Source organism: Streptomyces sp. NBC_00872 (assembly GCF_045161915.1).
Lineage (GTDB): Bacteria > Actinomycetota > Actinomycetes > Streptomycetales > Streptomycetaceae > Streptomyces.
This window is the reverse complement of record NZ_CP108806.1, coordinates 2,208,508-2,234,757: the sequence shown is the minus strand read 5'-3', so window position 1 is coordinate 2,234,757 and position 26,250 is coordinate 2,208,508. Positions and strand designations below refer to the sequence as shown.

Genomic DNA, 26,250 nt, shown 5'->3' with positions numbered 1-26,250 from the left:
TATCCAAGAAGCCGAACCGGCGCCCGTTGCCGGGGACAGGGCGGGCGACCTGCCGACTGCGGGCACACACTAAGTCACCACACACACAAGGGGGAAGTTCCTTCTGGGGCTCGTCGGCACCGGACACGTCCGCCGCGCTTCAGCTCTCGATCGGACGCATGGCACGGCATGGATCAACGACGCCCGCGGGCCGCCGACCGTGAACGCGACACCGTTTGGGCCGCGCGATCCCCATCACCAGGGGGCGGACCGGCCGACTCCTTGACGATGGGAAGCACTGCCCGCCCCACTCCATGAGGCACACCTGAGATGCCGCCATCATGCCGCGGTTCCAGGACTTGGCCGTCCGGGCGAGGCCGGCCCACCGCGGATTTCTCCGTGAGGCCGCTTACGCGCATGACCGGGTGAATGACAGCAAGGTCAAGAAGATACGTCATGAGTACGGTACTCATCGCGGAGTCGTCATCGTTCCGGACTGGATCGCCGGCCAGGAATATGTCGTTCAGCGGCAGCAGAAAACGGTCGACGCCCACCCGGACTTCGGTTCTTCGACCGCGCTACGTGTCCACGCGCGCAGCGCGGAACGCATGGCGTCCGCTCCTGTTGAGGATGCCGGTCTTGGCCGGGCCACCTTTGGCTGTGGCGCGTTCCGTGACATGTTTCCGGAGATCACCTCGCCTTATCCGCTGCAATTGAGCGTGGAGGCGGGACTGGCCGGAGTGGTGCATGGTTCGGGCATTCCGCTGGTGACGGCACCGACCGGGGACGGTAGGACGGAGACCGCCCTGTACGCGGCGTCCTTGATGGGCGCGGCATGCGGGACCGGCGGACTGTACGCGGGACGACCCTCGTTACCACCCCGGCGGTCGTGGCCAACGCGGCTGCCAGCCGTTCCATGAGGGGCGAGTGCCTTCCAAAAGGCGTAGTGGTGGTCGGCCGCGAAGTCGGTGCGACCGATGCGGCCGGACGCGAGCCGCTGCACGTAGGGGCCGCTGTTGGTGAACCGCTTCCACATGGGCAGGCCATGTCCGTTCACCTGCCCGGTGGACGCGAACCGGCTCCAGTAGGCGACCACCGTGTCCGATAGTCCGGCCTGCGTGGCATCGAGCGGTTCGAACAGGTCGTTGGCGAAGAGATAGGCCAGGTCGATCATGTGGCCGGTGCCGAGCGGGAAACTCGTCGGCCGCGGCACGTTCTTGAAGTACGGGGCCTCGGCCTCGGCGAAGTCATAGGCGTAGAGGGGGGTGTGGCGGGCCAGCGCGCGGTGGGTGTCGAGCGCCGCGGTCGACCACTCCGAGTCGGTCAGCACGGCCGACAGCGCCGCTCCGGGTGCTGGGTAGTCCGCGGCCGGATACTCGGCCAGGACGGCGGAGGCGTCCTTCCCGAACTGCTCGGTGACCTTCTCGGTGTAGCCTTCGGCGGTCAGCGGCTGCCCTGTCATGATCTCGTCGAGCCCGGCCAGTCCGCTCATCTCGTCGTGAGTGGAGCCGTGCAGCAGCGGCACCCGGGCGAACCGCCCCGCGGCGATCGCACGTGCCGGGGCCTCGGGCAGCACCTTGCCGTCCACCACGGGCCGATACCCGTCGTGCCCGGAGGCGGATGCCTCGATGAGCTCGGCGCTGGACCTGCCTCGCAGGCAGGAGCCGGCGGTGCGTGGATCGTCGCAGCCCGCGGCCTCAGCGACGGCGAGCCCGTTGGCCTTGGCCTGCTCGCGGGTCAACGAACCGTCCGGTCCGACGCAGCCCGCGCTCTGCACGATCGCCTTGCTGAAGAGCCCGCGGGCTCCGGGCGAAACCAGCTGGGCGCAGACGCTGTAGCCACCGCCCGACTGCCCCATGATCGTGACGTTGCGGGGGTCGCCGCCGAAAGCGGCGGCGTTGCGGTTGACCCATTTCAGCGCGGCCTGCTGGTCAAGAAGGCCGAGGTTGGCCGGTGCGCGCAGACCGGGCGCGGTGAGGAAGCCGAACGCGCCGAGCCGGTAGTTGATCGTCACGACCATCGCGCCCTGCCGCGCGACGGCCAGCTTGGCCGCGCGGTAGGTGGCGCCGTCGCCGTAGGTGAAGCTGCCGCCGTGAATCCAGACGATGACCGGCAGACGCCCCGTCGTCCGCCCGGCCGGAGTCGTGACGTTCAGGTAGAGGCAGTCCTCCCCGCTGCCCTCGATCGAGATGGGCTGGTCGGTCGGCTGCGCGCAGGCGCTCATCGGCGCCCGGACGTTCAGCGGCGATGACCAGGGGCGCACCGGCTGCGGCTCCTTCCACCGGCGTTCTCCGGTCGGCGGGGCCGCGTAGGGGATGCCCTGGAACGTGCGCACCACACCGGCGGCCGTGCCCTGCACCGGGCCCTCGGCGGTCGTCACCCGGGTGGGGACGACTTGGGCGCCGGGGTGCGCGGAGGCGGGGCCGCCCGTGATCACCGTGGCGGCGAGCGTCGCGGAGACGGTGGCCGCAGCAAGGGCCGCGACGCGGGACTTCCTGGTGTTCATCCGGGCTCCAAGGATCGGCGTGATCTTCGATGTCCGAAACGGTAGCCAGGATTTGGGCAAGTGCGCAAGACGTATGCCTAAGTCGATCGTCTGAGGCGTTCGTCTGGCGCAAACGCGCCGATCGTTGCTAGGGTCTGCGTCATGGGAAATCGGGAGAAGCTGCTGGAGGCCGCGAGGCAGTGCCTCTTCGCGAAGGGCTACGAGCGCACGACGGTCCGCGACCTGGCCTCCGCGGCGGGCGTCAGCATGGCGGCGATCGGCTATCACTTCGGCTCGAAGGAGGCGCTGCTCAACCAGGCGCTCTTCGAGGCGCTCGACTCGGGAGACCAGGTCTTCGGACCGTCGGCGGGCGACACCGACCTCGGCGCACTATGGCGCGGGCTGATCGAGGCGTTCTCTGCCAACAAGATCTTCTGGACCGCCAATCTGGAGACCGTCCTGCGCGCACAGCGCGACCCGGAACTGCGTGAGCAGGTGGCCGCCGGGCTACGGCAGGGGCGCAGCGGCATGGCGCGAGAGGTCACCGGAACCGTAGAGACCGAGCTCTCCGAAGAAGCGATCCGTACCATCGGCTCGGTGCAACTCGCCCTCGTCAGTGGCCTGATGATGCAGCACCTCACCGACCCCGAGTCCGCTCCCACCGCCGACGAGGTGCTGGCGGGCTTGCGGGCGCTGGCCGCCTACCTGCCCGAGAAGGCGTGAGACTCAGGCCCTCGACCGAAGGCAACACGACCACCACGGCGCCACCCGCCCCATGCCCACGGTGGGCAGTTGCTCGACTGACGGAATTCGCCTGCGGAATCCCGTCGATCAGCGGCTTGAGAGAGCGGTTCGTGAGGTGGGGATCCCGAGGCCGACGGTGGGGCGTCGGGCCCGACGGTGGGTGTCGTCGCGTTTGGCGCGGAGGAGTTGGAGGGTTAGGCCGAGCCCTTCGATCCCCCCGGCCCAGCCCCCGGCTTGGGCACGTGCTCGGCGGGTGATGAGGTCGGCTTCGAGGTCGTCGAGTCGGCTGATCATCTTCGGACTGACCTGGAGCATGGGGCACCGGACGCAGGCGTGTTCATGCTGGCAGGGGGGTCGTCACTCACGAGATCCTCGACCGCTTCGCCACCGCGCCGACCGTCGAGTATCCGCGTGCCGCGCTGGTCGGCCTGCGGGGGTGAGGGCGTCGGTGGTGACGTAGGCGCAGGCGACCACGATGGTCAGGAACGCACCGGGCACGGCGACCGGGGCGGTGGCCGCAAGGGCTCTGCCACAAGTTCCGTGACATGGCGACCTCCATGTACCGGTCACGCCCGCCAGGGCGTGACCGGACAGTCATTCCCCGCGACCGGCGGTCAACTCATCACAGAATCTCGATGGAGTTGACCTTCGGCGGGCGGTTCGGGAAGCTGATTACCTTCCAGCGATTGATCCTCACCGAGTCACCGTTGGCATCGTAGTAGATCAGGTCGTTGTTGCCCGTGGAGATCTTGTCGACCCACCACCCACCGAAGCTGGTCCTCCCGCGGTTCGCGTAGCAGTCGACGCTTTGCCTGCCACCGTTGTGTGACCAGATCTTGAGGAAGTTCTCTCCGCCGCGACACTCGACATGATCGATGGCGTAGGCGTTGCCGCTCGTGCTGACGGTGAGGGCGGTAACTGCGGCGAGCGACACGGCCAGGGCACGCGCGGCCCTCCTGCTTTTTGAGATCACAGACTCTCCTTCATACAAAGGCCGGCCGCACGGGCTGCCCCTGTCGGCGATGCCGCCTCATGACGGAGCGATACTTCGCCGAGCGGACAGACGGATACGACCCGTCAGGACCCCTCGGGCAGCTCATGCGATGTTGTCGCCACGCTATAGACGAAACGACGCTAGACCGATAGAAGCCAGTTAAAACGCATCAAAAAGGTGATAACTCCGGGGCCGCGTCTTCTCGGCCTTGTCGCCACCGCAGCCCTCGTCAGTCGGCTCCGGACGTGATCCCCGGACAGGTGCTGGCCGAACGCTGCGGCTGTCGTGATCTCGACCGGGAACCGTCTGGTTGTGTCGGTTCGTGGTCTCCTACGGTGCTGGTGGCCGGCTCGCGGGGGAGTCGGCGGATGACGGAGGGGATACGGCGTGGGTACGGGGGACACGGGGGCGGCTTCGGTGCTTGTCGGGCGTATTGCTGAGCGGCGTGCGGGGGTGGGGGATCCGCGGGCTCTGGTGGGGGAGTTGCGGCGGGCGTTGGTGCTGGTGCCTTTGGAGGGTGGGGGGTTGTGGACGGCGGAGCTGGGCGGGGTGCGTTGGGTCTGCGGGTTTACGGATGAGGCGGCTCTGGCGCGGTTCGCGCGGGCGCGGGATGGCGGGGACGGGCGGGTTTCGGGGCGGGAGTGGGAGTTCGCGGAGATACGGGGCGCGCGGCTGCTGGATGAGGTGATTCCGGCGATGGGGGTGCCGGCGGGGGTGGCCGTGAACATCGCGGACGCGGAGGGGTCGATGTTGTTTCCGCCGGTGGTGGGGATTGTGCCGGAGGCGGTCGCGGTGGACGCGCGGGTGCCGGGGGCGGTGGGTGTGGACGCGCGGGTGCCGGACGCCGTGGCTGTGGATTCTCGCGTCGTGAACGTACCGCTGCCGCGGCAGCCGGATGGGAACGGGGAGCGCCGATGAGTGAGTTCGGGGATCTGCGGTTCGATGAGGAGAGTGTCCGGCGGATCACCGAGGGGCTGCGGGGTGCGATAGCGGAGTTGCGGGAGGTCGGTACCGGTACGGGGGCGGTGCTGGGCAAGGGTTTCTCGGAGCTGGCTTTGACGGGGATGGAGGCCGGGCACCACGGTCTGGCGGTCGACTTCGAGGATTTCTGCGAGCGGTGGGAGTGGGGGGTTCGGGCGCTGGTCCAGGACGCGAACACGATCGCGTCGACGCTGGGGCTGGCGGCGGGGCTGGTGTGGGAGGAGGACCAGTACATCCAGGGGACGTTCAAGATCGCGGTGAACGCGGCGGTGGGGAATCCGCATGCGTCGGAGGAGGAGATCACCCGGCAGGGCTGGGGTGAGGTGTGGACGCCGGATGCTCTGAGTCCGGACTACAGCGGGGAGTCGTTCGACCGGGCGGGGGACGAGGCGCTGCAGACGTGGCGGGACACCGGTCGGACGGTTCTGACGGAGGGGCAGGGCGGCCGGCAGTCGCGGATCCTCAACGATCTGCTGGGGGTGGATCAGGGGGCGTACGACCAGGCGCTGGATGACACCTTCGGCCCGTCCCCGGAGGCACGCGCCCAGCAGGCCCAGCAACAGCAGCAGCCGGGGTCCGGTGGTGAGGGAAGCGGCGGGGGGAGCTGAGTCATGGGTATCGGTGATTTCGTTCCGGATGTCATCGAGGACGCGGCCGAGGACGCCACGGAGTGGGTCGGTAACCGTGTCGAGGACGGCGGGCGGTGGACGGCGGACCGGCTGGACGATGTGGGCTGGGAGTCCGGTGCGGACTGGGTGCGTGAGCAGTCGGGTTCGCTGGCCAACCGGCTGGGTGCCGAGGTCGACGAGCTGGATCTCGGGCAGAGCGAGGACCGGACGAAGCTGGTCTACGGCAGTCCGGGCAAGATCCGGAGCACGGCCTCCCATCTGCGCGACCTTCAGAGCGCGTTCAGCAATGTCGGCCAGGGTCTGCGGGGCCTGGACTCGGGCTCACTGCGGGGTGAGGGGGCAGACGCGTTCCGCGAGACGGTCGCGATCGAGCCGCCGAAGTGGCTGCGGGCGGCGGACGCGTGCGAGGAGGCGGCCGGCGCGCTGGAGTCGTTCGCGGGGACGGTGGAGTGGGCGCAGGGGCAGGCGCAGACCGCGATCGACATGTGGAAGGCGGGTACGCAGGCGTCGGAGACGGCGCGTGACGCGCACAACGGGCGGGTGGACGCGTACAACCAGGCTGCCGACCGCTACAACGCGCAGTCCGCCGACCGGCGTGACCCGGCTTCCCTGCCGGCGCGGCCGGGCGAGTTCACGGATCCGGGCCGGGCGCGGATGGAGGAGGCGCAGGAGCTGCTGGCGGAGGTCCGGCGGCAGCGCAACTCGGCGGCGGAGACGGCGCGTTCGGCGGTACGGGCAGCGCGGGACGCGGCGCCGCCGAAGCCCTCGTACGCCGAGCAGGTGCGGGACGGCATGGACGAACTCCAGCTCATGCGGACCCACTTCGGCGCGGGCATCATCAGGGGCACGGCCGGCCTGGTCACGTTCGCACGGGGGATCAACCCGACCGACCCGTACAACATGACGCATCCGGCGGAGTATCTGACCTCGCTGAACAGCACGGCGGCCGGGCTGGTGCAGGTGGCCAACGACCCGTGGGGCGCGGGCCGTCAGATGGTCACCGACTTTATGAAGGATCCCTCCGAGGGCTTCGGCCGGCTCGTCCCCGACCTGATACTGACGGCGGCGACCGGCGGCGCGGGGGCCGGGGTCAAGGGCGCGCGGGTGGCGATGGACGCGGCGGACGCGGCAGCGGACGCCAATCGTGCGCGCAGGCTGCTGGACGACGCCCCCGACGGCACGCACAACCGCCCCAACGGCGACCGCACCACTGACGGTACCGACCCGGTGGACCTCGCCTCGGGCCGGATGTTCCTGCCGCAGACGGATGTGACTCTGCCCGGGATCCTGCCGCTGGTCTTCACCCGCCGCACCGAGTCGGGGTATACGGCCGGGCGTTTCCTGGGGCCCTCCTGGTCGTCCACCGTCGATGAGCGGCTGGAGATCGACGCCGTCGGCGTCGTCCATGTCACTGCCGACGGGCTCCTGATCCCGTATCCGCATCCGGTTCCCGGCACGCCCACCCGGCCGGAGACGGGCAGGGGGCGCGCCGTGCTGGCCCGCGACGCGGACGGCGACTACACGGTCACCGATCCGGACAGCGGCCTGGCCTTCCACTTCACCGCCCCGTCCGGCAGCGAGCCGGGCGGCGACGGCGAGGCGTGGCTGACCCGGACAGGCGACCGCAACGGCCACACCATCAGCTACGACCGCACAGCGGACGGCACCCCCCAGGCCCTGGTCCACTCGGCGGGCCACCAGGTGAAGGTGTCCGTCGCCGACGGCCGCGTCACAGCCCTGATCCTCGCCGGGGCGGGTGAGGACGGCGCGGATCTGCCCCTGATGGGCTACGGCTACGAGGACGGCGACCTCACCGCCGTCACCCGGCCCTCCGGCGCCACCACCACCTTCGCCTACGACGACCGCCACCGTGTCATCGCCTGGATCGACTCGAACGCAAGCCGCTACGACTATGTCTATGACGACGGCGACCGCGTCGTGGCGGAGGGCGGCGAAGCAGGCCACGTCCAGATCACCCTGAGTTACACCGAACCTGACGCCGAGACAGGCCATCGCACCACCACACTCACCACCGCCGACGGGCGCACGACCCGCCATCTGATCGGCCCCGGCTGCCGGATCCAGGCCACCACCGACCCGCTCGGCCACACCACCAGGTTCACCTACGACCCACGCGGCAATCTGCTGACCCGCACCGACCCGCTGGGCCTCACCACCGTCTTCTCGTACGACGAGGAGGGCCGGCTCATAGCCGCCACCCGCCCCGACGGAAGCGAACTGCGCACCGTGCGCGGTCTGTTCGGCCTGCCGGTGGAGGTCGTCGGGCCGGACGGCACCCGCATGGTCCATGAGTTCGACGAACGCGGCAACCGCACGGCAGTCACCGACCAGGCCGGCTCCATCACCCGTCACACCTACGACCACGCCGGCCGGCTCACCTCGGTCACCGATGCCCTCGGCGCCACGACACACGTGGTGTGCGACGCGGCGGGGCTGCCCGTGGAGGTGACCGACCCGGCCGGCGCCACCACCCGCACGGAACGCGACGGTCTCGGCCGCCCGGTCCGCGTCACCGACCCGGTGGGCGGGGTCACGCACCTGGAGTGGGACGCGGACGGTCAGCTCGCCCGCCGTACGGGGCCCGACGGTGCCACGGAATCATGGACCTACGACGGTGAAGGCAACCGCACCAGCCACACCGACGCGTCCGGCGGGGTCTCCCGCTTCGAGTACACCCACTTCGACCTGCCGGTCGCCCGCACACAACCCGACGGCACACGTCACGAGTTCGAGCACGACGCCGACCTGCGCCTCACCCGCGTGGTCAACCCGCAGGGCCTGGCCTGGAGTTACGAGTACGACGCCGCGGGCAACATCGTCTCGGAGACCGACTTCGACGGGCGGACACTGACCTACCGGGTGGACCCCGCAGGCCGGCTCGCCGCCCGCGTCGACGCGCTCGGCGGCACCATCTCGTTCGAGCGTGACCGACTGGGCCAGGTGATCCGCAAGGACGTCGACGGCCGGACGACGGCCTACACCTACGACGGGGCCGGACGCCTCCTTGAGGCGGTCGGACCGGACAGCGAACTCCGGTACCAGTACGACCGTCGCGGCCACGTCAAGACCGAGCTGGTGGACGGCCGTCCCGTCGCCTACGCGTACGACGAACTCGGCCGCCGCAAGCGCCGCACCACACCCACCGGTCATGTCACCGGCTACGCCTACGGTCCCGACGGACGACCCCTCCGGCTGACCACCGGAGATCACCGCGTCGACTTCACCCACGATGCCGCCGGCCGGGAGCTCGCCCGCGTCTTCGGCGACGCGGTCACCATGGCCTCGGCCTGGGACGAAGCCGGACAGCTTTCCGCGCAGACCATCACCGCCGGAGCGCGCACCGTGAACCGCCGCTCCTACACCTATCGCGCCGACGGCCACCTGACGTCCGTCGTGGACCAGTTGTCGGGCGCCCGCACCTTCGATCTCGACCAGGCGGGCCGGGTCACGGCCGTCCACGCCCGGGGCTGGACGGAGCGGTACGCCTACGACGACGCCGGCAACCAGACATCGGCGTCCTGGCCGGCCCGCCACCCCGGCGGCGAAGCGACCGGGGAGCGCGTCTACACCGGCACCACCATCACCCGCGCCGGAGGCGTCCGCTTCGAACACGACGCCCTCGGCCGGGTCACCCTCAGGCAGAAGACACGCCTCTCCCGCAAGCCCGACACCTGGCGCTACACATGGGACACGGAGAACCGCCTCACCTCCGTCACCACACCCGACGGAACACGGTGGACGTACCGCTACGACGCGCTCGGCCGCCGCAGCGCGAAGCAGCGCCTGGCGGCCGACGGCGAGAGCGTGGTCGAGGAGGTCCGCTTCACCTGGGACGGCCTCACCCTGTGTGAACAGACCAGTCACCGGCCGGACGTCCCGAACACGGTCGCCCTCACCTGGGACCACCGGGACGTCGTCCCCCTTGCCCAGACGGAGCGCATTCTCACGGCCGACGATCGCCAGGAGGAGATCGACCGCCGGTTCTTCGCCATCGCCACCGACTTCATCGGCACTCCCACCGAACTGATCGACGAGTCCGGCGACATCGCGTGGCGCTCCCGGGCCACCCTGTGGGGCACCACGGCCTGGGCCCGTGACAGCGGCACGTACACGCCTCTCCGCTTCCCCGGCCAGTACTACGACCCCGAGACCGGCTTCCACTACAACGTCTTCCGCCACTACGACCCGAAGACCGGCCGCTACACCTCCCCGGACCCCCTCGGCCTGGCTCCAGCCCCGAATCCCGTCGGCTACGTGGACAACCCGTACACCGGGTGCGACCCGCTGGGCCTGATGCCCAAGTACACGAAGGAGGAGAAGGCCCAGCAGGCCCGGGAGAAAGCCATTCAGACCTCGGACGAGGTCATCGAGAGGGCGCAGGGCGGCCGGATGAAGAAGGCCGGCAACTACCACGCCGATTCCATGCACGGCTTCAGCGACGAACGGGTCCTGGAGATCCTCAAGGAGCCGGACGCGGTGTACCACTCGACGGGGGGCAGCGGAAGGTTGGTCTTCCGGCAGGGGGAGGACATCGTGGTGTCGGAGGGGGGCGGCGCCGGGGCAGGCAACGTGGTTACGGCGTACGGCCCGTCCGGCATCAGGGGCGACTCCGGTGTGCGGGCGCTCGGCGGCTCGCCCAGCGATCCCGGCGGACCGATTACCCACGCGGACGTGGTGGAGGGCAGGATTCCGGCCAAGAACGGCTACATGGCTCCTGCGGTGCGGATTCGATGAGGCGGCATTCACCATGAGACTCACCCTCGACGGCGACTGGCATGCGACGGTGGCGGGCGATCCACTACGCAGCACCCCGCGCTTCGACTTCCCTGGCCAATGTGTGCGCATCGCGGAGTACACGGACGTGGAGGAATGGCAGCGGTTCCTCGGTGAGACTTTCGGCAGCCAGGAGTGGCTGTGGGATGCTCCCGACGAGCTCCGGTTCGACCAGGCCGCCCGGGAACTGGTCGGCGCCGGATTCCGGTTGCCCTATTGGTCCGCCGATGCCGAGGACTCCGCCCGCATCCCCGCCACGCCCCCCGTCCGACCGGGCGGCCTTCGCGCGGACGAGACCCGGGACTTCCGCTTGGAGGTCACCACGGAGCTCTGCCGCGCCCCCGGGGACACCGTCCTCACCTGCCTGCGCGACCTCGACGTTCTTGACGCCCCGCTGGAGGCCCGCATCGGTATCGCCCCCGACGTGGCACTCCTCGTCCAGGGCGCCACCGTCGTCGGCTGGAGCCTCACCGACCCCGCGCGGTACCTGACCACCGGCTTCGCCGCCCCCGACCCGGCTCCCCCTTCCCCAGCCACCCGGCTCCTGCTCACCGAATGCCTGGACATCGTCACCTCGCCGCTGCTCGATGAGGTGAGAGACCGTAACCCGGCCTCCCTAAAACGGCTCCGCACGCTCGATCACGCCCTCCGGAACCAGCGCGGGGACCGCCACCGAGCCGACGCCCTGCTCGCACTCATCAGCAACCTCGTCGAGGACTACGCCGACCCATCGGCTGCGCAGGAGCCGTGAACCAGCCGCCTGACCGGCCCATGGCAACGTCGCGGACGGTCAGCGGCACGACGCCGCCCGCCGACCCAATCCGCCCGCTGACGCTCAGCCCATGCTCGCTCTCGACATTCCTCATGTGATCGTCGGGGAGTTCACAGACCGGGCGGGATTCGAGCGGCCACTACGCGGCGCCTTGCCGCCGCACCCCTCCCTGACCCGCCAAATGGCAGGTCGGACGGGGGGCGGCGGCATTCGCGGATCAAATGTCGCGGAAGATCTCGATCTGCGCGCCCACCGAGTTGAGGCGTTCCGCCAGGTCCTCGTAGCCGCGGTTGATGACATAGACGTTGCGCAGGACGGAGGTGCCCTCCGCCGCCATCATCGCCAGCAGGACGACGACGGCGGGGCGCAGGGCGGGCGGGCACATCATTTCGGCGGCGCGCCAGCGGGTGGGGCCCTCGACCAGGACGCGGTGCGGGTCGAGGAGCTGGAGGCGGCCGCCGAGGCGGTTGAGGTCCGTCAGATAGATGGCGCGGTTGTCGTAGACCCAGTCATGGATCAGGGTCTTGCCCTGGGCCACCGCCGCGATCGCCGCGAAGAAGGGCACGTTGTCGATGTTCAGGCCGGGGAACGGCATCGGGTGGATCTTGTCGATCGGGGCCTCCAGCTTGGAGGGCCGTACGGTCAGGTCCACCAGCCGGGTGCGGCCGTTGTCGGCGGAGTACTCGGTGGACCGGTCGTGGTCGAGGCCCATCTCCTCCAGTACGGCCAGCTCGATCTCCAGGAACTCGATCGGCACCCGGCGGATGGTGAGCTGGGACTCGGTGACCACGGCGGCGGCGATCAGGCTCATCGCCTCGACCGGGTCCTCGGACGGGGAGTAGTCCACGTCCACGTCGATGCTCGGCACGCCGTGCACGGTCAGGGTGGTGGTGCCGATGCCGTCGACCCTTACGCCCAGGGCTTCGAGGAAGAAGCACAGGTCCTGGACCATGTAGTTGGACGAGGCGTTGCGGATGACGGTGGCGCCGTCGTGGCGCGCGGCGGCCAGCAGGGCGTTCTCGGTGACGGTGTCCCCGCGCTCGGTCAGCACGATGGGGCGGCCGGGGGAGATCGAGCGGTCCACCTGTGCGTGGTAGAGGCCCTCGGTCGCCGCGATGTCCAGCCCGAACCGGCGCAGTGCGATCATGTGCGGCTCGATGGTGCGTGTACCGAGGTCGCAGCCGCCGGCGTACGGCAGCCGGAAGCTGTCCATCCGGTGCAGCAGCGGACCGAGGAACATGATGATGGAGCGGGTGCGGCGGGCCGCCTCCGCGTCGATCGCCTCCATGTCCAGCTCGGCGGGCGGCACGATCTCCAGGTCGACGCCGTCGTTGATCCAGCGGGTCCGCACCCCGATGGAGTTGAGCACCTCCAGAAGCCGGAACACCTCTTCGATGCGCGCCACCCGGCGCAGTACCGTACGGCCCTTGTTGAGCAGCGAGCCGCAGAGGAGTGCCACACACGCGTTCTTGCTCGTCTTGACATCGATGGCCCCGGAGAGCCGGCGTCCGCCGACCACCCGCAGATGCATGGGCCCGGCATAGCCGAGCGACACGATTTCACTGTCGAGCGCCTCACCGATGCGCGCGATCATCTCAAGGCTGATGTTCTGGTTGCCGCGCTCGATGCGGTTCACCGCGCTCTGGCTGGTGGCCAGAGCCTCGGCGAGCTGGGTCTGAGTCCAGCCCCGGTGCTGGCGCGCGTCTCGGATGAGCTTGCCGATGCGTACGAGGTAGTCGTCTGCCATAGCGGCAGGTTATCTCAGTTGTGAGATAAGAGAGATACTGGGGAGTGCCGTTGGGGTGACGGCCGCCCGGGTGTATCCAAACCGGCCCTAGGGGAGTCCGGGAGGGAATCCAAGGAGGATTTTCCGGCTGATATGACCGGAATATCCACCAGGACGGACCCGGACGGACCAGGGGTGGACCCCAGGGCAGGCCGAGGCGGACGGCCCGGACGCGTGTCCGGGACGGCCACCTATGTCCGATCCTGTGCACCTGGAGGCCGCCCCGGCAACCGCGGCGCCGCCGCACGGGTGACGCCGCGGTGCGGGTGGGCCGTACGGACGGTCAGGCGGGCTTCACTCCGGGCCGGCCCGCCTCGGTGACATAGGAGACACGGGTCGAGACGGGAGCGCCGGGGGCGGTCACATAGGGAAGCACCCGGAAGTCGGCGCGGCAGGTCTTCGGGGTCAGCTGGCAACGGACGTATCCGCGCTGGAAGTTGGTGAACTTGATATGTGAGTTGGCCGCGAGCAGATTCGCTCCCGAGGGGTCCAGGTCCATACCGTCCTTGCCCGTGGCGATCGAACTGCCGACGAATTCGACACCGACCGTCGGTGAGTCCGGGTCGTCGTAGTTCCGCTTGAGATCGGCGGCGAGATGGCGGTGCATGTCGCCGGTCAGTACGACGGGGTTGCTCACATCGCGGTCGGCGAACTGCTGGAAGAGCCGCTGACGCGAGGCCGCGTAGCCGTCCCAGAAGTCCATGACGAACGACTGGCCGGGACCCGGGTCCGTGTCGACCTGGCCCACGGGGATCTGCTGGGGGATGAGATTCCAGGTCGAGTCGGAGCGCCCGAGGCCGCGGTAGAGCCACTGCTCCTGCTCCGCGCCGAGAATGCTGCGCTCGGGCAGCAGCCGTTCGGCGCAACCGCTTCTGGTGCCGTCACCGCACGGCTGGTCGTCACGGAAGAGCCGGGTGTCGAGGATATGGAACGTGGCCATCCGGCCGTACCGCAGACTCCGGTACATACGGGCGTCAAAGCCCCTCGGCTTGTTCGGCAGCCGCAGCGGAAGGTGCTCGTAGTACGCCTGGAACCCCGCCGCGGCCCGCGCGCGGAAGACCGCCGGATCCTGGTCGGCCTCGTTGTCCAGCTTGGAGACGTCCCGCGCCCAGTTGTCCTCGACCTCGTGGTCGTCCCAGACGACGGCCCACGGATGGGCCTGGTGCGCGGCGATCAGATCGGGGTCGAAGCGGTGCAGCGCGTGCCGGTTGCGGTACTGGGTGAGGTCCATCGGCTCGGGGCGCAGTTCGGCGGCCACCGGGACCTGGCGTACCCCGCCCATCGCGTCGATGGGGTTCTCGTAGATGTAGTCGCCGAGATGGAGGACGAGGTCGACATCCTCCTCGGCGAGATGCCGGTACGCGGTGTAGAAGCCCTCGAACCACGCCTGGCAGGACGCGAAGGCGAAGTTCAGGACCTTGGGACGGCTGAACGGTGAGGGCGCCGTACGGGTACGGCCCACGGGGCTGATGACCCCGCCGGCCCGGAAACGGTAGTGGTACTGGCGTCCCGCCGGCAGGCCGGAGACCTCGACATGGACGGAGTGGGCGAGTTCGGCCACCGCGCGGGTCCGCCCGCTGCGGACGACATGGCGGAAGCGTTCGTCGGTGGCCACCTCCCAGTGGACGTCGACGGGGTACGGAGTCATCCCGCCGGTGCCGTCGGGGGCGAGGGGGCGGGGGGCGAGCCGGGTCCACAGCACGAATCCGTCCGGCCAGGGATCGCCGGACGCGACGCCCAGGGTGAAGGGGTCCTCGCGGAACCGCTCCGCGGCTCTGGCGCCGGTGGCCGACAGTCCGCTCGCGGCGAGTGCCAGGGCGACGGTCCCGGCGCTGAGCACCGCCCGTCTCTCCAGGCCTCTGATGCCGCCGGTTCCACTGTTCATTCTCATGAAGGCTGGTCCGTTCGTCGTGCGTGATCCCGTCCGCCCGAGGGCGGGATCACACGTGATTTAACGTCCGTTCATGTGGTAATCACACGGTGACTATCACACAGGGATCGTGGGCCACAAGGGCACCCGCCGTGGGGGTGCGACCCCCGGTGCGACGCTTGTCCCGGGCGCCCTGTATGAGGAGTTCGGTCACGCTATGAGATGGGTGGTCGAGCGCGTCGGTAACACTCTTGACACCTCTCGCGGGGGGCTCATAGTCTCCACGCCACAGAATTCACGTTAGATTTCACATTCAAAGATGGTCGTCTTCACGGCGGACAGGTGACGACGGGCAGACGAACGGACGAACAGCCGATGGCGCCGCGTCGCTCCCGGCGCGGAGGAAGGACGTGCTCGTGTCCCTGCGGCCCTATGCCCTGCGATGCGACCACCGGACCACTCCCCTGGGAATCGACGAGCCCGCTCCGCTGCTGTCCTGGCGTCTGACATCCGATCACCGGGGTGATGATCCGACCGCCTATCGGATCCGGGTCGCCGAACGGCCGGAGGACCTGGACGAAGGCGGGCGGCCCCGCTGGGACTCGGGCCGGGTCGACGACCCGGACGCGATCGGCGCCGTGTACGAGGGACCCGCGCTCCGGGCCCGTACGCGCTACCACTGGCGGGTCGCCGTATGGCCGGCCGGGGCGGCCGGTCCGGCGGAGGCCACCTCCTGGTTCGAGACCGCGATGTCCGTCATGGCGTCAGAAGCCCTGGCACCGCCGGGCGTGCCACCGGGCGCAGACCTGCCCGCAGACCTGCCCGCCGCCCGGCCCGCCGTCCCGTCGGAACCCGGCCCCTGGCGGGCCTCCTGGATCTCCCACGACCCCCGCCCCATCGATGTCATGGACGCGCCCACCGAGGGCGAGCACGCCCTCGACGCCCACGGCCTCGCTCCCTGCCCGCTCTTCCGCCGAACCTTCGCCTCCGCCACCGTCGCACGCGCCCGACTCCATGTCAGCGCGCGCGGGCTGTACGAGGTACGGCTCAACGGGACCCGGGTCGGTGACGCGGAACTCGCACCCGGCTGGACCGACTACACCCGCCGGATCCAGTACCAGACGTACGACGTGACGGAGCTGGTCCGGTCCGGTGAGAACGTCCTCGCGGCGACCGTCGCCGACGGCTGGTGGAGCGGATTCGTCGGCTTCGAACCGCGCAGGGCGGGAGCCCACTACGGCTCACACCCCCAGTTACTGGCCGAGCTGCGTCTCACCGGCACCGACGGCCGTACCACCACGGTCGTCACGGACGAGTCATGGCGCACCAGCACCGGAGCGATCCGCCACGCCGATCTGCTCATGGGCGAGTGCCATGACCTGCGGTACGCGGCCGACGGCTGGGAACTGCCCGGCTTCGACGGCTCCGACTGGTCACCGGCCCTGATCGCGGACACCGGCCACCGGCTGCTCGTGGCCTCCGTGGACGAGCCCGTACGGGCGACGGCCGAACTGCGCCCGCGCTCCGTCACCCGGCTGCGCGACGGAGTCCATGTGGTCGACTTCGGCCAGAACCTCGCCGGCCGGGTACGGCTCCGCGTCGACGGACTCGCCCCCGGCGCCCGGGTGGTCGTACGCCACGCCGAGGTGCTGGACGGGACGGGCGGGCTCTACACGGCGAATCTGCGCACCGCCGCCGCCACGGACGTCCTGATCGGCGACGGCCGTACACCCGTCGTCTTCGAGCCGCGCTTCACCTACCACGGCTTCCGGTATGCGGAGATCAGCGGCGTGGACCGGCTCGGTGCCGACGACATCGTCGCCGTGGCGCTGCACAGCGACACCCCGTGGACCGGCGAGTTCGACTGCTCGGACCCCGAGCTCCGGCGCCTGCACGCCTGTGTGGGCTGGGGACAGCGTTCCAACTTCGTCAGTGTGCCCACCGACTGTCCGCAGCGCGACGAACGGCTCGGCTGGCTCGCCGACGCGCAGGTCTTCCTGCCCACGGCCGCGCTCAACGCCGATGTCGCCGCGTTCTTCACCAAGTGGCTGCGCGATGTGGACGACGCCCGGACCCCGGACGGCGGCTTCACCAATGTCGCGCCGCGTCTTGTCGGGGTCGCCGACGAAGGCGCCCCCGGCTGGGGCGACGGCGGAGTGATCATTCCCTGGCATCTCTACCGCGTCTACGGCGACCCGCGCTTTCTCTCCCGCGCGCTGCCCGGTATGCGCGCCTGGGTCGATCTGATCCACCGGCACAACCCCGATCTGATCTGGCGCAGGCGCGTGGGACCGCACTTCTCCGACTGGCTGGCACCCGGCACCCCCACCCCACGCGATGTCATCGCCACCGCGTACTTCGCGCACAGCGCCCGTCTCACCGGCAGGGCCGCCGACGCCCTGGGGCGGCCGGATGTCGCGGACCGCTACCACCGGCTGGCCGCCGACATCCGGGAAGTCTTCGTCGAACGGTTCGTCACCACCGCGGACGACGGCACCACCGTACGGATCGCGGGCGACACCCAGACCGGCTATCTCGTCGCGCTCGCCTTCGGCCTGCTGCCCGAGGACGGCGTCGCCGCCGCCGCGCACCGGCTGGCCGAACTGATCGAGTCCGCGGGTCCCGCCCTCAGGACCGGCTTCCTCGGTGTCGCGCTCGCCGCGCCCGTACTGGACGCGCACGGCAGGGACGATCTCGCCCACGCGCTGCTGCGCCGTACGGAGGTGCCCTCCTGGCTGTTTCCGCTGCGCCATGGGGCCACCACCATCTGGGAACGCTGGGACGGCTGGACCCCGGAGACGGGATTCCGGGCCCCGTCGATGAACTCGTTCAACCACTACGCGCTCGGCTCGATCGGCGAGTGGCTCTACCGCGGTGTCGCGGGGCTCGACCAGAGCGCGGACTCCACCGGATACCGGAAGCTGAGCATCCGCCCCCGCCCCGGCGCGCTCACCCACGCGAGCGCCCGCTACGAATCCGTACGCGGCACCGTCGCGGTGAACTGGCGGCGCGACGGCGACCGGTTCGACCTCGATGTCCAGGTGCCGCCCGGGGCCACCGCCGAGGTACGCGTGCCCACCAGCGACCCGGGCTCGGTCCGGGCGCCGGACGCGGAACCGGCGGACGGAGGCGGTGCCGACCGGGGCAGTGACGACCGGGGCAGTGACGACGGGGGCGGTGACGACCGCCCAGGTCCCCGCTCCGGTCCCGGCCCAGGTCCCCGCTCCGGTCCCGCCTCCGGCCATGACCACATCTCGCTCCTGGCGACCGGGTCCGACCACGCCGTCTATCGCGTCGCCTCGGGCCGCTACCGCTTCACCGCCGTCCTCCCGCCGGTGCCGGCGCACCGGCCCAAGCCGTCGGAGCCGCCCGAGCCGCGCGCGTACGCCGTCACGCCCCCGGCGGACCTGCCCCGACCGGTCCTCACCCCGAGCCGACGCACACCAAGCCCGGCGGCGCCGTCGTCCGCCGGCTCCCACGAGGAGGACACACCATGACCATGGGTTCTCGCAGCGAGCCGGGCCCCGTCCCGGGCCTGAGTACGGCCGGCGGCACGGGTACGGCGGCCCGCACGGGCAGGGCCGGCGGCCGGGGCACGGTCAGCCGCCGGGGGTTCCTCCGTATCGGCGGTGGCGCCGCCGCCCTCGCCGCGCTTCCCCCGGCCCTCACCGCGTGCTCCGGTCAGGGCGGCGGATCGGGACAGATCCGTGTCGTCGGCGTCGCCGACCAGCAGAAGCCGATGGACGAACTGCTCACCGAGTACCGCAGGACCCATCCGGACGACCGCTTCAGCACATCCTTCGCCCCCACCGACCAGGTGCAGACCGTTGTACGCACCCAGCTCGCCGGCGGCAACGCGCCCGATGTCCATGTGCTCTTCCCGGGCAGCGGCAGCGCGATGTCCATGGTCGAGCTGGCCAGGGCGGGGCTGCTCACCGACCTCGGCGACCAGAAGTGGACCGAGGGCATCCCCGAGAACTTCGACGCCGCCTACCGGTACGAGGGCAAGACGTATCTCTACTCGGCGGGCAGCAGTGTCATAGGGGCCATCTACAACAAGAAGGTCTTCGCCGCAGCCGGGTTACAGCCGCCCAGGACTTGGGCCGCGCTCCTGGACGTCTGCGCCGAGCTCAAGGCCAGGGGCGTCGTGCCGATCGCACTCGGCGCCCAGACCCCCTGGGTCACCCAGCTCATCACCTACGCCCTGGTCCCCAACGCCGTCTACGCCGAGAACGCCGGTTTCGACCGGGAGATGGCCGCCGGACGCGCCACCTTCGCCGGCTCGGGCTGGGCCGACGCCATGGGCAAGTACCAGGAGCTCCAGCGCCGGGGCTTCTTCAACGACAACCCCAACGGCACCACCTACGAGCAGCAGACCGCGCTGGTCGCGGGCGGCAAGGCGGCCATGGCCGTCCAGGTCTCCGCCGTACTCTCCAACTTCCGCGCCGCCGCCGCGTCCCCCGACGATCTGGGCATGTTCCCCTTCCCCGGCGGCGACGACCCCGGCCGGCTGTGGATCCCCGCGGGCATCGTCGTCGGTCTCGGTGTCGCCGCGCACGCCAAGAACACCGCCAAGGCCAAGGAACTGATCGCCTTCCTCGGACAGCAGGAGAACATCGACCGCTGGGCCACGGCCGTCTCTGCCATCCCGTTCAAACGCGGTCCGTCCACGAGGATCGATCCCGTACTGGACGCGTTCCTGCCCATCATCGACTCCAACCGCGCCGTCCCCTTCATGGACCAGAGCTGGCCCAACGCCGAGGTGCAGCCCGCCCACTTCGTGGCCGTACAGGAGTTGCTCGCCGGGAAGACCGACGTCAGGGGCGCGCTCGGGCGGATGGACGAGGCCTACAGGAAGAAGTCGTGAACTCCCTTCCCGAGGGCGCCACTTCGGGGGCCGGAACAGGAAGCGGACCCCCGGCCGGACCCTCTGCCGGATCCGCCGCCGGACCTTCTGCCGGAGCCGCCGCCGGTCCCGCCGCGCCGGGCACGGTCACCAAGGCCGGGCACCCCGGTCGGCGCCGTCCGCTCCGGCTCCGGGACCGAGGCCCGGTCCGCCGCGATCCCACCGTCCCGCCCTGGATCTTCGTCGTCCCGGCGCTCGCCGTCTACGCGGTCGTCGTGCTCTACCCGAGTCTCGTCGGCGTGGGGTACGCCTTCACCGACTGGTCGGGCGTCGGTGACTTCTCCTTCGTCGGGCTGGACAACTTCCGCACCCTGCTGGACGACGACCGGGCGCTGGAGTCCATCGGCAATACGCTGCTGCTCACCTTCGCCGTGGTCGTCGTCCAGAACGGCATCGGTCTGCTGCTCGCGCTCGGAGTCAACGCCGAGATCAGATCCCGGTCGCTGCTGCGGATCATCTTCTTCGCCCCCGCCGTGGTCAGCCCGGTCATGGTCGCGTTCCTGTGGAAGTACGTCTACAACCCCGACAACGGCGCCGGTCTCAACGCGGTCCTCGGCGCCGTCGGTCTCGACGGGCTCCGGCAGGACTGGCTGGGCGATCCCTCGCTCGCGCTCTGGTCCGTGGCCGCGATGGTCGTGTGGCAGTACGCGGGTTACTCCATGGTGATCTTCCTGGCCGGGCTCCAGGGCGTGCCCGCCGAACTCCACGAGGCCGCCAGGATCGACGGCGCGGGCACCTGGCAGCGCTTCCGCCATGTCACCTGGCCACTGCTGGCCCCGGCGCTGACCATCAACCTCATGCTGTCCACCATCGGCGGCCTCAAGCTCTTCGACCAGGTCTACGCCGCCACCAACGGCGGCCCCGGCACATCGAGCGAGACCCTGTCGACCGTGCTGTACAAGGAGGCCTTCGTCTTCGGGAAGTTCGGCTACAGCACCGCCGTCGCCCTCGTCCTCGCGCTCTTCGTCGCCGCCGTCTCCCTGGTCCAGCTCCGCTATCTGCGCGCCCGGGAGGTCACCGCGTGAACACCACCGCGAGTACCACCGCGAGCACCATCGCCCGCAAGCACCGCCCCAGGTACGGGAGTTACGGCCTCGAACTGCTGATGACCGCCGCCGCGGCCGTGTTCCTCTTCCCCGTGTACGCCCTGATCGCCCTGGCGATGAAGGACCCGAGGCAGATCGCGGAGTCACCCCTGTCCCCGCCCCTGCCGCCCACCTGGGCCAACTTCGGCAACGCCTGGTCCTCCGCGTCCCTCGGCCCGGCCCTGGTCAGCAGCACCGTCATCACCGTCGCCGGCCTGCTGCTGCTCATCGCCCTCGGCTCCACGGCCGCCTACTGGCTCGCGCGCCGGGCACACGGACTCGGCTACGGGCTCTACATCCTCTTCCTGCTGGGCATCGTGCTGCCCTTCCAGCTCGGGATGATCCCCCTGTACAAACTGGTCGACAGTCTCGGCTGGCTCGGCACGTACCACGGCATGGTGCTCTTCTACACGGGCGTCCAGCTGCCGTTCACCGTGTTCCTCTACACCGGCTTCATCCGCGCCCTGCCGCCGGACTACGCGCAGGCCGCGCTGATCGACGGCTGCGACCACCGCCAGGCGTTCACCCGGATCGTCTTCCCGCTGCTGCGGCCGATCACCGGCACCGTGATCATCCTGAACGCCGTCTTCATCTGGAACGACTTCTTCACCCCGCTGCTGTACCTGGGCGGTTCGGGCAAGGAGACCGTCCCCGTGGGGGTGTTCTCGTTCGTCGGCCAGTACGTCTCGGACTACGGTCTGGTCTTCGCCGGTCTGGTCCTGGCCGCGCTGCCCGTCCTGGTGGTCTTCCTGCTGCTCCAGCGCTATGTGATCAAGGGCTTCGCGGGCGGCCTCAAGGGCTGAGCGGGCCGAGCGCCCGGGTGCTGAGGAGGCCGAAGAGGCCGAGGAGGCCGAAGAGAGGGGGGATTCCGGACGGGGGCTTTCAAAGGAACGAGAACATGGTCATGGCGTACGGAAAGCTCCCCGCGGACATCGAGGCGGTGCTGGCCGATCCGCCGCGCTCCTTCTCACCCACCGCCATCTGGTGGTGGAGCGGGGAACGGCTCGACCGCGCGCGGCTGCGCGCCCAGCTCGAACGCTTCGCGGAGGGCGGGGTGTTCAACCTCGTACTCCTCAATCTCGCGCCGTCGGGACCGCTGTTCGGCTCCGACGCCGACGATCCGCCGTTCATGTCCGAGGAGTGGTGGACCCTGCTCGAAGGCGTCTGCGACGACGCGCACGCGCTCGGGGTCCGCCTCTGGTTCTACGACCAGCTCGGCTTCTCCGGGGCCGATCTCCAGGCACGGCTCGTCGACGAGGAGCCGGCCCACGCGGGCCGCCGGCTCGAACGCGTCCGTACGGTGGCCGACGGCGACGGAGAACTGCGCTGCCCCGCGCACGGACAGCCGCTCGCGGGCAGCGCCGTACGGCTCGACGGCGACGGCCGGTGCACGGGACCCACTGTCCCGCTCCCCCTGGACGGCCGGACCGTACGGGCGCCGGGTCCAGGTCGATGGCGTCTGACGCTCCATCACCATGTGCCCCTGGGCTTCGACTATCTCGGCAAGGACGCCTGCGCGGCACTGCTCGACCGGGTGCACGGCGCGTTCGAACGACGGCTCGGGGACCGGCTGGGCACGGTGGTCGCCGGGTCGTTCCAGGATGAACTGCCGACCCTGCCGACCTGGTCGACCGGGTTCGCCGACGCCTTTCTGCGGCTGCGCGGTTATGACCTGACCGAGTGTCTGGACGCGCTGTACGAGGATGGCGCGCGCCCGGACACCGGCCGTGTCCGGCGTGACTACCACCTCACCCGCGCCGAACTGGCCGAGGAGGCGTTCTTCCGGCCCCTCGCCGCCTGGCACGAGCGCCACGGTCTGCTGGCCGGCTGCGACCAGCAGGATCCCGCCCGCGCGGGACACCCCGTCGGCGGTGTCGAGCTGTACGCGGACTACGCCCGTACCCACCGCTGGTTCTCCGCGCCCGGCTCCGACCACCACGGCGACGCCCGTATCCACTCCTCGCTCGCGCATCTCTACGGCAGGCCCCGTACCTGGATCGAGGCCTTCCACTCCACCGGCTGGGGCGGCACGCTGGAGGAGACGTTCGACTGGCTGCTGCCCTGGCTCCGGGCCGGCGCGAACCTCTACAACCCGCACGCCGTCTACTACACGACCAAGGGCGGCTGGTGGGAGTGGGCACCTCCGGGCACCGACTGGCGTCAGCCGTACTGGCGTCACCACCGTGTCTTCGCGGACGCCGTGACCCGGCTGTGCGCCGTCCTGAGTCTCGGCCGCCATCTCTGCGACACCGCGATCCTGCTGCCCACCACCACGGCGCAGGCGGGTACGGCCCTCGACGGTGTCTCCGAGGCGGCGGCCGGGGCGCAGGCGGTCTATCTCGAACTCGTCGGGGACATGACCTGGTTCCACAGCCGGCCCGGGGTGTTCGACCGGCTCGGTCTCGACGCCGATGTGATCGACGACGAGTCGGTCGCGCGCGCCCGGGTACGGGAGGACCGCGGCGAAGGCGTCCATGAGGGCGCGGACGACGGTGCCGTACGCCTGTGTGTCGCGGACGAGCGCTACGCGACGATCGTGCTGCCCGCGTGCACGGTGCTCGAACAGGACACCGCGCGCCGGCTGGTCGAGTTCGCCTCCGCCGGTGGCGGTCTGATCGCGCTGGGCGCCCTTCCCGAACAGGTCGTCGGCCCCGACGACACGGCGACCCTGGACAAGGTGCGGGACGAACTGCGCGCGTGCTTCGCCGAGGGGAGGGCCGTCTTCGTACCGTCGGCGGCGGATCTGGGCCCGGTGCTCACCGCGCCCCGTCCGTCTGCCACCGCGCCCCGCCCGTCCGTCACCGGGCACCGCCCGTCCGTCGCCCCGTCCCGTCCGTCTGTTACCGCGCCCCGTCCGGCCGTCCGGGCGTCGGTGCCCGCGCTCGCGCGCCGGGTGGACGACGCCATGGTGGTGTTCCTGACCGCCGCGTCCCCCCGCGCGACCCGCGCGTCCGTCGCCGCCCCCGACGAGCGAGGCGCCGCGCTCGGCTGGCTCGACGCGCGCTACGACTTCGACCCCGACCGGTACGCGCGCACCGCGCGGGTGCGGGTTCTCGGCACCGGGGGCCCGGCCGTACTGCTCGATCCGTTCGGCGGTCCGCCGCGTACGCTGCCGGTCCGGCAGGCCGAGGACGAGCCACGGGCCGTGGACATCGAGGTGCCCTTCGACACCGGGCCCGCGGCGGTGCTGGTCCTTCCCGCGCGCGGCTCATGGACCCCCGGGACCGGGCAGCCCGGGGCGGGGCAGCCCGGGACCGGGCCGGTGACCGCGCCGGGGCCCTTCCGTACGGCGGTCGAGATCCCGGCGGACGCGGAGTGGGAGATGACGCTCGTACCGACCCTCGACAACACCTGGGGCGACTTCGCCCGGCCCGTGACCGGCCCGCCCGCCGGGCCGTCCGCCGACCCGTCCGCCGATCCGCTCACCGCACCTCCCGGTGCCACGGCGGTCACCGAGTGCCGTACCTTCCGGCAGGGCGGTGCCGAAGGTCCTGACGGGCCGCCGGTCCACGCGACGTTCGGGCCGCGCGCGGTCGTGCTGGGCGCGGACGGCGGCCTCCGGTCCACCCTCTCGTGGTCCGACAGCCGGGGTATCCACAAGGACCCGATCCACCGTGAGGTCCTCGGACCCAAGGGCCATGTGCCGGAGGAGTTCGTCCTTGTCGGCCCGACGGCCGCCGGGGCGACGGCACGCGTGCGGTCCGATCTGCTGCTGGACGAGGACTTCGACGGGTATCTCGCGGTCGGGGCGGCGGCGGCGAAGGCGGCCAGGCTCGGCGGCGCGCGCGTGGAACTGGACGGCAGAGGCCATCTCGCCATGGGACCGGTCCGGCTGGCCGCGGGCCGACATCTCCTCGAACTGGACCTGACGCCCCATCAGGACGGTGATCTGCGCGCGCACATCGCGCTCGTCCGGGACCCGGAACGCTACCGGCGTCCCGAGTGGATCCTCGCGGACGGTCCCCGCGCGGACACCGGCGACGGGCGGGCCACCGTGGGGACGACCCTGACCCTGGCGGCGGTGCCGGGCCGGGCGGTCGTCCAGGTCGCGGCACGCGGACGGTGTGTCCTGCGTGTCAACGGCCATGTCATGGGCAGGCAGGGCGGCTTCGACCCGTACGCCGAACACGCCGTGCCACGCGTACGGCGGCACGAGGTGGCGGCGGCCCTGCGCGCCGGGGAGAACGAGATCACCGTGGAGAGCGCCGACGGCGACGATCCGGCCGTCCTGGTGGACGCGGTGCTGTACGACGACCACGACCGTGTGGTCGCGGCCACGCACAGCGACGCCACCTGGTGGGCCGAGCGTGGTGGCGGACGGGCGCCGGTCGCGGTGCGCCGGCGGCAGATCGGGGACCCGGCCGCGCTGTATCTGCGGCGCAGGCCGCACCCCCTGCCCGGCGCCGCCTGGCTGGATCCGGACGCCGACGACGGCACGGTGGTCCCGGTCGGCTTCGCGGTCCCGGGAGCCGGTGACGGGACGGAGTGGCTGTGGTGCGAACTGCCCCCCGGCACGCTCCGGTTGACGGTGAGCGCGTACGGCGGGACAAGCGTGTTCGTGGACGGCCACGAGCGCCCGGCGACGGCCGGCCGTACCGGCGCCGACGGCGTGCGCACGGTGGCCGTCGATCTCCCGGCCGACGGCCCCTCCGGACCACGCACCGCCGCCCTGCGCGTGGAGACCCGTCCCGGCCGTCAGGGCGGCGCCGCCCTGGCCGGACCGCTGCGCTGCGAGGTCGGCCCCGGAGTGATCCGGACGGGCGACTGGGAGGCGCGGGGCCTCGCCGAGTACAGCGGGGGAGTGCGCTACCGCCGTGTGGTCACGGTGCCCGCCGAGGCCATGGGCGCCGAGGCCGGCGGCCCCGCCGCGCGGCGGGTGTCTCTCGATCTCGGCCGGGTACGCGGCACGGCGGAGGTACGGATCGGCGGTGCCGCGGCCGGGGTGCGGGTGTGCGCCCCGTATGTCTTCGACGTCACGGGGCTGGTCGGACCCGGCGCCCAGGAGATCGAGATCACCGTCTTCGGCACGCTCGCACCGCACCTGGACGCGACGAGCCCGACCCACTTCGTCTTCCCCGGCCAGCGGGTCACGGGTCTGATGGGTCCCGTACGGCTGCTGCTCGGTTCCACGGAGAGCGAGGACGGGGGCGGACGCTGAGAGCCCGGAGCCCGGAGCCCGGAGCCCGGAGCCCGGAGCCCGGAGCCCGGAACGCGGAACGCGGCGG

13 protein-coding genes and 1 pseudogene are annotated in these 26,250 nt (G+C 70.8%); 10 read left to right on the top strand and 4 right to left on the bottom strand.

Translation table 11 applies throughout. From position 1 onward, the window contains the following. Nucleotides 1-679: 679 nt before the first annotated feature. Nucleotides 680-2,485 (bottom strand): carboxylesterase/lipase family protein, encoded by a 1,806-nt coding sequence (locus OG214_RS09540; RefSeq protein ID WP_405984501.1) that lies wholly within the window; start codon nt 2,483-2,485, stop codon nt 680-682. 141 nt (nt 2,486-2,626) lie between these two features. Here OG214_RS09540 and OG214_RS09535 point away from each other — a divergent pair, with 141 nt between their 5' ends. Beyond that, nucleotides 2,627-3,187 carry a TetR/AcrR family transcriptional regulator gene (locus OG214_RS09535; RefSeq protein WP_405984500.1) on the top strand — a complete coding sequence of 187 codons (561 nt, stop codon included), beginning with the start codon at nt 2,627-2,629 and terminating at the stop codon, nt 3,185-3,187. Nucleotides 3,188-3,830: 643 nt separating this feature from the next. Here the strand turns inward: OG214_RS09535 and OG214_RS09530 are convergent. Beyond that, nucleotides 3,831-4,181 (bottom strand): beta/gamma crystallin domain-containing protein, encoded by a 351-nt coding sequence (locus tag OG214_RS09530; RefSeq protein ID WP_382851266.1) that lies wholly within the window; start codon nt 4,179-4,181, stop codon nt 3,831-3,833. Nucleotides 4,182-4,589: 408 nt separating this feature from the next. Here OG214_RS09530 and OG214_RS09525 point away from each other — a divergent pair. From OG214_RS09525 to OG214_RS09510, 4 genes and pseudogenes are all read left to right on the top strand, one after another. Next, nucleotides 4,590-5,012, top strand: a pseudogene (locus OG214_RS09525) (hypothetical protein); the annotation flags it as partial. A 104-nt stretch (nt 5,013-5,116) separates the two neighbouring features. Continuing rightward, nucleotides 5,117-5,791: a hypothetical protein gene (locus OG214_RS09520; RefSeq protein ID WP_405984499.1), complete on the top strand. Its 675-nt coding sequence runs from the start codon at nt 5,117-5,119 to the stop codon at nt 5,789-5,791. Between the two features lie 3 nt (nt 5,792-5,794). Then, a complete protein-coding gene (locus OG214_RS09515; RefSeq protein ID WP_405984498.1) occupies nt 5,795-10,567 on the top strand; it encodes a putative T7SS-secreted protein in 4,773 nt (1,590 codons plus the stop codon). Between the two features lie 13 nt (nt 10,568-10,580). After that, the gene (locus OG214_RS09510; protein ID WP_405984497.1) at nt 10,581-11,357 is read left to right on the top strand and encodes a hypothetical protein; all 777 of its coding nucleotides are present in this window, start codon (nt 10,581-10,583) and stop codon (nt 11,355-11,357) included. Nucleotides 11,358-11,595: 238 nt separating this feature from the next. On the opposite strand, the gene OG214_RS09505 is transcribed toward OG214_RS09510, so the two are convergent. Together OG214_RS09505 and OG214_RS09500 are read right to left on the bottom strand one after the other, a co-directional pair. Continuing rightward, nucleotides 11,596-13,125 (bottom strand): UDP-N-acetylglucosamine 1-carboxyvinyltransferase, encoded by a 1,530-nt coding sequence (locus OG214_RS09505; protein ID WP_363079845.1) that lies wholly within the window; start codon nt 13,123-13,125, stop codon nt 11,596-11,598. Nucleotides 13,126-13,447: 322 nt separating this feature from the next. Beyond that, the gene (locus OG214_RS09500; protein ID WP_405984496.1) at nt 13,448-15,049 is read right to left on the bottom strand and encodes an alkaline phosphatase D family protein; all 1,602 of its coding nucleotides are present in this window, start codon (nt 15,047-15,049) and stop codon (nt 13,448-13,450) included. 401 nt (nt 15,050-15,450) lie between these two features. Between OG214_RS09500 and OG214_RS09495 the strand changes: the two genes are divergently transcribed. The 5 genes from OG214_RS09495 (at nt 15,451) to OG214_RS09475 (ending at nt 26,183) form a co-directional block, all read left to right on the top strand. Next, on the top strand, nt 15,451-18,531 hold the full coding sequence (locus OG214_RS09495; RefSeq protein WP_405984495.1) for a family 78 glycoside hydrolase catalytic domain: 3,081 nt from the start codon (nt 15,451-15,453) through the stop codon (nt 18,529-18,531). Next, complete coding sequence (locus OG214_RS09490) at nt 18,528-19,901, top strand: ABC transporter substrate-binding protein (protein WP_405984494.1); 1,374 nt, start codon at nt 18,528-18,530, stop codon at nt 19,899-19,901. Before OG214_RS09495 ends, OG214_RS09490 begins: the two co-directional genes overlap by 4 nt. Further along, nucleotides 19,898-20,965, top strand: a complete 1,068-nt coding sequence (locus tag OG214_RS09485) for a carbohydrate ABC transporter permease (RefSeq protein ID WP_405984493.1) — start codon at nt 19,898-19,900, stop codon at nt 20,963-20,965. The genes OG214_RS09490 and OG214_RS09485 overlap by 4 nt, the downstream gene beginning before the upstream one ends. After that, nucleotides 20,962-21,828 carry a carbohydrate ABC transporter permease gene (locus OG214_RS09480; protein WP_363079840.1) on the top strand — a complete coding sequence of 289 codons (867 nt, stop codon included), beginning with the start codon at nt 20,962-20,964 and terminating at the stop codon, nt 21,826-21,828. The genes OG214_RS09485 and OG214_RS09480 overlap by 4 nt, the downstream gene beginning before the upstream one ends. Before the next feature lie 95 nt (nt 21,829-21,923). Continuing rightward, nucleotides 21,924-26,183, top strand: coding sequence for a hypothetical protein (locus OG214_RS09475; protein ID WP_405984492.1), 4,260 nt, complete (start codon nt 21,924-21,926; stop codon nt 26,181-26,183). The last annotated feature ends 67 nt before the right edge of the window (nt 26,184-26,250 follow it).